At 72.1% G+C, this 7,250-nt stretch carries 9 protein-coding genes; 6 read left to right on the top strand and 3 right to left on the bottom strand.

Annotated features, from left to right (window positions below; all coding sequences use genetic code 11):
• Nucleotides 1-65: 65 nt before the first annotated feature.
• On the bottom strand, nt 66-458 hold the full coding sequence (locus tag G5C65_RS27390) for a VOC family protein (protein WP_165301673.1): 393 nt from the start codon (nt 456-458) through the stop codon (nt 66-68).
• Between the two features lie 43 nt (nt 459-501).
• On the opposite strand from G5C65_RS27390, the gene G5C65_RS27385 reads away from it, so the two are divergent.
• Nucleotides 502-1,059, top strand: coding sequence for a GNAT family N-acetyltransferase (locus G5C65_RS27385; protein WP_165301671.1), 558 nt, complete (start codon nt 502-504; stop codon nt 1,057-1,059).
• Here G5C65_RS27385 and G5C65_RS27380 read toward each other — a convergent pair.
• Complete coding sequence (locus tag G5C65_RS27380; protein WP_165301669.1) at nt 1,043-1,729, bottom strand: glycerophosphodiester phosphodiesterase family protein; 687 nt, start codon at nt 1,727-1,729, stop codon at nt 1,043-1,045. The two genes, G5C65_RS27385 and G5C65_RS27380, sit on opposite strands and share 17 nt — an antisense overlap.
• A gap of 251 nt (nt 1,730-1,980) precedes the next feature.
• On the opposite strand from G5C65_RS27380, the gene G5C65_RS27375 reads away from it, so the two are divergent.
• The 4 genes from G5C65_RS27375 (at nt 1,981) to G5C65_RS27360 (ending at nt 5,945) form a co-directional block, all read left to right on the top strand.
• Nucleotides 1,981-3,378: a DUF6421 family protein gene (locus G5C65_RS27375; protein WP_165301667.1), complete on the top strand. Its 1,398-nt coding sequence runs from the start codon at nt 1,981-1,983 to the stop codon at nt 3,376-3,378.
• 50 nt (nt 3,379-3,428) lie between these two features.
• Nucleotides 3,429-4,214 carry an SDR family NAD(P)-dependent oxidoreductase gene (locus G5C65_RS27370; protein ID WP_165301665.1) on the top strand — a complete coding sequence of 262 codons (786 nt, stop codon included), beginning with the start codon at nt 3,429-3,431 and terminating at the stop codon, nt 4,212-4,214.
• Nucleotides 4,211-5,278 (top strand): threonine aldolase family protein, encoded by a 1,068-nt coding sequence (locus G5C65_RS27365; RefSeq protein ID WP_165301674.1) that lies wholly within the window; start codon nt 4,211-4,213, stop codon nt 5,276-5,278. The genes G5C65_RS27370 and G5C65_RS27365 overlap by 4 nt, the downstream gene beginning before the upstream one ends.
• Before the next feature lie 91 nt (nt 5,279-5,369).
• Nucleotides 5,370-5,945 carry a transglutaminase-like domain-containing protein gene (locus tag G5C65_RS27360; RefSeq protein ID WP_165301663.1) on the top strand — a complete coding sequence of 192 codons (576 nt, stop codon included), beginning with the start codon at nt 5,370-5,372 and terminating at the stop codon, nt 5,943-5,945.
• A 43-nt stretch (nt 5,946-5,988) separates the two neighbouring features.
• Here G5C65_RS27360 and G5C65_RS27355 read toward each other — a convergent pair whose 3' ends face one another.
• The gene (locus G5C65_RS27355; protein WP_165301662.1) at nt 5,989-6,708 is read right to left on the bottom strand and encodes a 1-acyl-sn-glycerol-3-phosphate acyltransferase; all 720 of its coding nucleotides are present in this window, start codon (nt 6,706-6,708) and stop codon (nt 5,989-5,991) included.
• A 174-nt stretch (nt 6,709-6,882) separates the two neighbouring features.
• Between G5C65_RS27355 and G5C65_RS27350 the strand changes: the two genes are divergently transcribed.
• Nucleotides 6,883-7,224 (top strand): thioredoxin family protein, encoded by a 342-nt coding sequence (locus tag G5C65_RS27350; RefSeq protein ID WP_206442332.1) that lies wholly within the window; start codon nt 6,883-6,885, stop codon nt 7,222-7,224.
• Nucleotides 7,225-7,250: the final 26 nt, after the last annotated feature.

Raw genomic sequence — 7,250 nt, 5'->3', positions numbered from 1 at the left:
GGGGAGCACCGAGCCGCCCGCCGTGCGGCAGGGGGGCGGCAGGGAGCGGAACCGGCGCGCGCCGGTCAGATTCCCGGCCGGTAGCGCAGCGGGTGGTCCTCCGGCACCTGGACGACGCAGATGCGCACCCCGTCGGGGTCTTCGAGCCACATCTCGACCAGGCCCCACGGCTCCCGTACCGGCGGGCGCACCACACGTACGCCGGCCGCCGCCAGCTCCGCGTGCGCCGCCGCGGCGTCCGGCACCTGGAGCCACAGCTGGAGTCCGGGCGACGGCGGCTCGTCGGAGCGGCCGGACACCTCCAGGAAGCCGCCGCCCAGGAAGTAGACCGTGCCGCGCTCCGGTCCGGTGCCGAACTCGCGGTAGATGTGCAGCCCCAGCGCCCCGCCGTAGAAGGCCCGCGAGCGCTCGGGGTCGGTGGGTCGCAGCAGCGTCCGGCTGCTCAGTACGTGCACCATGACCCGGACCATACTCACGCGCGTCCGGTTACGCTCGCTTGCCATGGACAGCACCGCACGCACGCAGCAGCAGGACGACGGCATCAGCTTCAGAGCCGCCGTCGAGGAGGACGTCCCGGCCCTCACCGCCCTCGTCGAGTCGGCCTACCGGGGCGATGCCAGCCGGGAGGGGTGGACCACCGAGGCCGACCTTCTGGAGGGCCAGCGCACCGACCCCGGCGGCGTCGCCGCCGTGGTGAAGGACCCCGACAGCATGATGCTGGTGGTCGAGCGCGGCGGTGCGACCGTCGCCTGCTGCCAGCTCGAACACCGGGGCCCGCAGGCGTACTTCGGCATGTTCGCCGTCGAGCCGCGGCTGCAGGGCGCAGGGCTCGGGCGGGTCGTGCTGACAGAGGCCGAGCGCCTGGCGCGTACGGAGTGGGGCGCGGGCGAGATGCACATGCAGGTGATCAAGCAGCGCGAGGACCTGATCGCCTGGTACGAGCGGCGCGGCTACACGCGTACCGGGAAGCTGAGCCCCTTCCCGTACGGCGACGAGCGCTTCGGCATCCCGCAGCGCGCCGACCTCGCGTTCGAGCTGCTGGTCAAGCCGCTGAGCTGACGACGGCCCGCCGGATGGCGGGCATGTCCGTCACCACCCCGTCCAGCCGCAGCTCACGGGCGCGTGCCAGCTCCTCCTCGGTGTTCACCGTCCAGCTGATGACCTCGATCCCGGCGGCGTGGCAGCGTGCGACCGTGTCGGCGTCCAGGTGCCGCCGGTCCAGGGACACCATTCCGGCGCCCAGCTCCCGGGCGCGCTCCGGGGCCGTGGGCGAGGAGCGCCCCGCGACCAGCACCAGCGGGATGCCGGGCAGCAGGGCGCGCGTCTCGCGGAGCGCGTCGCCGTGGAACGAGATCACGGTGACGCGGTCGCGCAGGCCGCGCCGCTCGATCGCGCCGGCCAGCACCCGCGCCGCGGCCCGGTCCTTGATCTCCGCCTGGAGCGGTGCGCTCACCGCGTCCACGACCTCGTCGAAGACCGGGATCCGCTCGCCCTCGCCCGCGTCCAGCTCGCGCAGCTCGGCGAGGGTGAACTCGCCGATCGGGCCGCTGCCGTCGGTGGTGCGGGAGACGTCGGCGTCGTGCATCACCACCAGCTCGCCGTCCTTGCTCAGATGCAGGTCGAGCTCGATGACGTCGAGCCCCTCGCGCTCGGCGCGGACGAAGGAGCGGAGCGTGTTCTCGGGCTCGACGCCCATGACGCCGCGGTGACCGACGGTGAGCAGTGGCACGGTGCGCTCTCGCTTTCCCTCGCGGCGTGACAGCTGTGCACAGCGTAGCGGGCCGGGAACCGGCCTCCGGTGGGGCCGGTACGGGAAGGCGCGGCATCCCTGGGCAGAGCTACTGTGGAGACAGGTACGGACAGGAAGAACGGCGGTTTGAAGTAGAGATCACAGGACATCCTCCTGGTACCCCCTCTTGAGTGGGGCGCTCTACGCGGATACGGTTCGTGGACGCGACTTTCTTCTGTGGAGGGGTCAATATGACGGAAATTCTTTCGTCCGTGGAAACTCAGGGCGACGTTCCGCCGTCGGAGCGGGTCATTGACCACCCCGCCTGGGCGGTGCTCAAGAGCGCCGTCGAGGAGGTGCGCGGCTGGCAGTCCCCGGACGGTTCGGTCGACTTCACCGCCGAGGGGGCGCCCGCGCTCGAGGAGGTGCGCGACCGCATCGACCGCGTGATCACGGCGGTCGCGGAGCTGTCGCCGCTGCTGCCGCACGACGCCGCGTACCACGAGGCGCTCGCCGCCGACCTGCGCCGCTGGTCGGGCGACGGCTTCGGCGTGCCCGACTTCCTGGACTCCCTGCTGGCCTTCCACCCCGCGCAGCAGCGCGAGGACGGCCTCCAGCACCTGGTCGTCTTCCCGATGTACACGCAGAACGGCAACCCGGACCGGAACCTGGAAGCCGTCGTGCTGCGCATGGTCTGGCCCCCCTGGCTGGCGGAGCTGGAGCGCACCCGCTACGACAACCCGCTGTTCTGCGGCATCAGCTTCGAGGACTTCACCGGGGGGTACGCCACACACTCCGCCGTGCTCTTCCCCGAGACCATCTCCGTGCGCGAGGCCCCGGCGCGCTTCAGCTGGGGCGGCATCTTCTGCGACCGCGAGGCGGCCCGCTTCCGCCGCGTCGTCCAGGCCGCCTGCGAGGTGACCCAGCTCGAACTGCCGGACGACGCCCGCGAGATGCTGGAGGACCAGGAGCGCTGCCAGCAGACCTTCGTGCTGTGGGACATGGTCCACGACCGCACGCACAGCCACGGCGACCTGCCGTTCGACCCGTTCATGATCAAGCAGCGGCAGCCGTTCTGGATGTACGGCCTGGAGGAGCTGCGCTGCGACCTGACCGCCTTCCACGAGGGCGTCAAGCTGGAGGCCGACGGCTACCCGCAGGGCCGCGACGTGCAGTACGCGATGCTGCTGGAGCGCCTCTTCCGCTTCCCGGTGACCGGCGAGCGCAAGCGCAACTACGACGGTCTCGGCGGCCAGCTGCTCTTCGCCTATCTGCACCAGCACGACGCGCTGCGCTGGACCGACAACCGGCTCTCCATCGACTGGGACCGGGCACGTGAGGTGACCGTACGGCTGCGCGAGGAGATCGAGTCGCTGTACCGCGCGGGCATCGACCGCCCCAAGCTGGTGCACTGGTTCAAGGCGTACGAGCTGGTCTCCCGCCATCTCGCGCCGCACCCCGGCTCCACCTGGGCGAAGGGCCCCGACGCGCTCGACCTCAGCCTGCCGCCCCGCAAGCTGGTGGACGAGGTGCTTCCCGACGAATTTCCGCTCAGCATGTTCTACGAGGCGCTCGCGAAGAAGCTCCGTCGTGTGATCGCATCGACCGAGGGCATCACCGCCCGGACCCCGGTCCGGAACGCCGCGTGAGCGGGCAGGTGAGCGGCCAGCCGAGTGCCGAGCGCGAGGAGGCGACGAGGATGACGGACACGACAGACACGACGGCGCGGGGTCAGGGGAACGGCAGGGATCGGCTGAGCGGCTCCGTCATCGCCGTGGCCGGGGCCGCCGGGCCCGCCGGCCAGGCCACGCTCCTCCGCCTCGCGGAGGAGGGCGCCACGGTCGTCGCGGCCGACGCGGACGCGGAGCGCCTGGCGCAGGCCGTGGACGCGGCCCGGTTCGCGCACGGCGGCGCCACCGTCACCGGTGACACCGTCGACCTCCTCAGCCTGGACGCCACCCGGGAGTGGGCCGGCCGGACGGAGAAGGAGTTCGGCCACATCGACGGCCTGGTGCACCTGGTCGGCGGCTGGCGCGGCTCGGCCTCCTTCGCCGAGACCGACCTCGCCGACTGGGAAGCTCTGCACAACCTGCTGCTGCGCACCGTCCAGCACACCTCGCTCGCCTTCGAGAAGCCGCTGGAGCGCAGCGCGAACGGCCGCTACCTGCTCATCAGCGCCGCGGGCGCCTCCAAGCCGACCGCGGGGAACGCGGCCTACGCCGCCTCCAAGGCCGCAGCCGAGGCGTGGACGCTGGCGCTCGGGGACGCCTTCCGCAAGGCGGGGGGCGAGGCCGGCCCTTCCGCCGCGGCTGTCATCCTGGTGGTCAAGGCGCTGGTGCACGACCAGTTGCGCGCCGACCGGCCGAACGCCAAGTTCGCCGGCTTCACGGACGTCAAGAATCTGGCCGAGGCCATCGCCGCGACCTGGACCGAGCCCGCCGATGAGCTGAACGGAACCCGCCTGTGGCTGACGCCGAAGCCCTGAACACCCCCACGGACGCCAAGCGCCGCCACGACCCCGCGGTCCGCGGTTTCGCCAGCGACAACTACGCGGGCGTGCACCCGGAGATCCTGGCGGCGCTCGCCCTCGCCAACGGGGGGCACCAGCCCGCCTACGGCGCGGACGAGTACAGCGCGCATCTGACGTCCGTGATCCGCAGCCACTTCGGCCCCCGGGCCGAGGTGTACCCGGTGTTCAACGGCACGGGCGCGAACGTCGTCGCGCTGCAGTCCCTCACCGACCGCTGGTCCGCGGTGATCTGCGCCGACAGCGCGCACATCCATGTGGACGAGTGCGGGGCGCCGGAGCGCGTGGGCGGTCTGAAGCTGCTCACCGTGCCGACCGAGGACGGCAAGCTCACCCCCGAGCTGATCGACCGCGAGGCGTTCGGCTGGGACGACGAGCACCGCGCCATGCCGCAGGTCGTCTCCCTCGCCCAGAACACCGAGCTGGGGACGGTGTACACGGTGGAGGAGATACGCGCCCTGTGCGCGCACGCGCACGAGCGCGGTATGCGGGTGCATCTCGACGGCGCCCGTATCGCCAACGCCGCGGCGGCGCTGGACGTCCCGATGCGCTCCTTCACCAACGCCGCGGGGGTGGACATCCTCTCGCTGGGCGGCACCAAGAACGGGATGATGGCCGGCGAGGCGGTCGTCGTGCTCAACCCCGGGGCGGTCGGCGCGATGAAGCATCTGCGCAAGCTGTCCATGCAGCTCAGCTCCAAGACCCGGTTCATCTCGGCGCAGTTCGAGGCGCTGCTGTCCGGCGATCTGTGGCTGCGCAACGCACGGCACGCCAACGCCATGGCCCAGCGGCTCGCCGAGGGCGTCAAGACCGTGGACGGCGTGCGGATCCTCCACGCCGTCGAGGCCAACGCCGTCTTCGCGCGCCTGCCGCACGACGTCAGCGAGCGGCTGCAGCGGCGCTACCGCTTCTACTTCTGGGACGAGGCCGCGGGGGACGTGCGCTGGATGTGCTCCTTCGACACGACGGAGCAGGACGTGGACGGCTTCGTGGAGGCGCTGCGCGAGGAGATGGGGCGCTGATTCGGGCGGCTGTTCCCCAGTGACTGCATAGGTATGCATCCTGTCGTAATTGCATTGAGCTGCGGCAGGGTGCGCCCTACGCTCTTCCGGCATGCAGCTCACCCCCGTGACCGCCGACGAGGCGGCCTACCTCGTCGCCGACGCCACCGTCGACCACACCCATCCACTGGTCCGCGAGACCGCAGCGCGGCTCGGCGAGACCGCCGACGATCTCACCGCGTACGCGCGCGCCGCCTTCGAGTTCGTCCGCGACGCCATCCCGCACTCCTGCGACACGGGGGACCCCCGTATCACCTGGCGGGCGTCCGACGTCATCGCCCGGCGGACCGGCGTCTGCCACGCCAAGTCCCACGCCCTGGCGGCCCTGCTGCGAGCGGAGGGCATCCCCGCCGGCTTCTGCTACCAGAAGCACGAGGTGCTGCACGGCCTGATCGCGCTCAAGCTGCCGGGCGGGCGCTGGATCCGGCAGGACGCGCGCGGGAACAGGCCCGGTGTGGACGCCCAGTTCCGGCTGGACCGGGAGCAGCTCGCCTGGCCGGTACGCCCCGGGAAGGGCGAGTGCGACTACCCGGTGCTCTACGCCGAGCCGCACCCCGTCGTCCTCCGCGCCCTGCGGAGCGCCACGGACATGGACCAGCTCTGGCGGCTCCTCGACACCGCGCTCTGAGAGCGGGTACCCCGGCGGGTACGGCCCGGCCCGCGGGCGGGCCTCACAGGGCGCGGGCCTCCGCCGGGGTGGGGGCCGTGCCGCCCAGGTGCGCCGGGAGCCACCAGGAGTCCGCCGGGCCCTCGGGGCTCGCCGGATACGCCCGCTGCGCCGCCTCCAGCAGCTCGTGGACGCGGTCGCGCAGCCGCTCGGTGACGGTCAGCGGCGACTCGCCGTCCCCCGCCGGGAGCGGCTCGCCGACGCGGATGCCGACGGGGATGTGGTTGCGGCCGAAGTCCCTCCGGTGCCCCTTGGTCCACAGCCGCTGCGTGCCCCACAGCGCCATCGGCACCAGCGGCACCCGCGCCTCCTGCGCCAGCCGGGCCGCGCCGGACTTGAAGTCCTTGAGGGCGAAGGAGCGGGAGATGGTCGCCTCCGGGAAGACGCCGATCACCTCGCCGGAGCGCAGCGCGCCGAGCGCGTGCGCGTAGGCGTCCTCGCCGCGCCGGCGGTCCACGGGGATGTGCTTCATGGCCCGCATCAGCGGCCCGGACACCTTGTGCCGGAACACCGACTCCTTGGCCATGAAGCGGACCAGCCGCTTGGCCGGGCGGGCGGCGAGGCCCGTGAAGATGAAGTCGAGGTAGCTGATGTGGTTGCTCACCAGTACGGCGCCGCCGCGCCGGGGCACATGATGGGTGCCGTGGATGTCGAAACGCAGGTCCAGTGCCTTGAACCAGGTCCGTGCGAGGCCGATCACCGGCGGATAGAGCAGATCTGGCACGGGGGACCCTTCGCTTGTCGGCGCTACGAACTTACGGGGGCGTAACTTCGGACTCCAGCGCATCGTTCCCCAAAGCCGTGCGCATGGCTAGTCCGGCGACATGCGGGCGGCGAGATCCTTGTCACCCGGCAGAGGCACACTGGGATGCACCGGCATGAGGGACGGACATCAGGGATGGGCACGAGGGACGGGCATGAGGGACGGAGGGGCGGCGTGGTCGAGTGGCTGGACGGTGCAGTGCTGGGGGAGCGGGCCACGCTCGTGCAGTTCTCCAGCGCCTTCTGCCAGCCCTGCCGGGCGACGCGGCGGACGCTGCGCGAGGTGGCCGCCATGGTCGAGGGCGTCGCGCACGTCGAGCTGGACGCCGAGGAGCACCTCGCTCTCGTCCGGCGGCTGGACATTCGGCGTACGCCCACGGTGCTGGTGCTCGACGCGGCCGGGGACGAGGTGCGCAGGGCGGCCGGGCAGCCCCGCCGTGCGGACGTCATAGCGGCCCTGGGTGCGGCCGTGGCGTGATCCAGATCCCGCCCCCGGCCCCTCGC

This window comes from Streptomyces boncukensis, from assembly GCF_011045075.1.
Lineage (GTDB): Bacteria > Actinomycetota > Actinomycetes > Streptomycetales > Streptomycetaceae > Streptomyces > Streptomyces boncukensis.
Note: the sequence above shows the minus strand (reverse complement) of the source record. Positions and strands in the feature narration are given on the sequence as shown.

Bases quoted from the DNA above. Each gene is read 5' to 3' on its own strand.
- G5C65_RS27385 (WP_165301671.1), top strand. From the start codon at position 502: ATGGACAGCACCGCACGCACGCAGCAGCAGGACGACGGCATCAGCTTC.
- G5C65_RS27390 (WP_165301673.1), bottom strand. From the start codon at position 458: ATGGTGCACGTACTGAGCAGCCGGACGCTGCTGCGACCCACCGACCCC.
- G5C65_RS27370 (WP_165301665.1), top strand. From the start codon at position 3,429: ATGACGGACACGACAGACACGACGGCGCGGGGTCAGGGGAACGGCAGG.
- G5C65_RS27360 (WP_165301663.1), top strand. From the start codon at position 5,370: ATGCAGCTCACCCCCGTGACCGCCGACGAGGCGGCCTACCTCGTCGCC.
- G5C65_RS27375 (WP_165301667.1), top strand. From the start codon at position 1,981: ATGACGGAAATTCTTTCGTCCGTGGAAACTCAGGGCGACGTTCCGCCG.
- G5C65_RS27350 (WP_206442332.1), top strand. From the start codon at position 6,883: ATGGGCACGAGGGACGGGCATGAGGGACGGAGGGGCGGCGTGGTCGAG.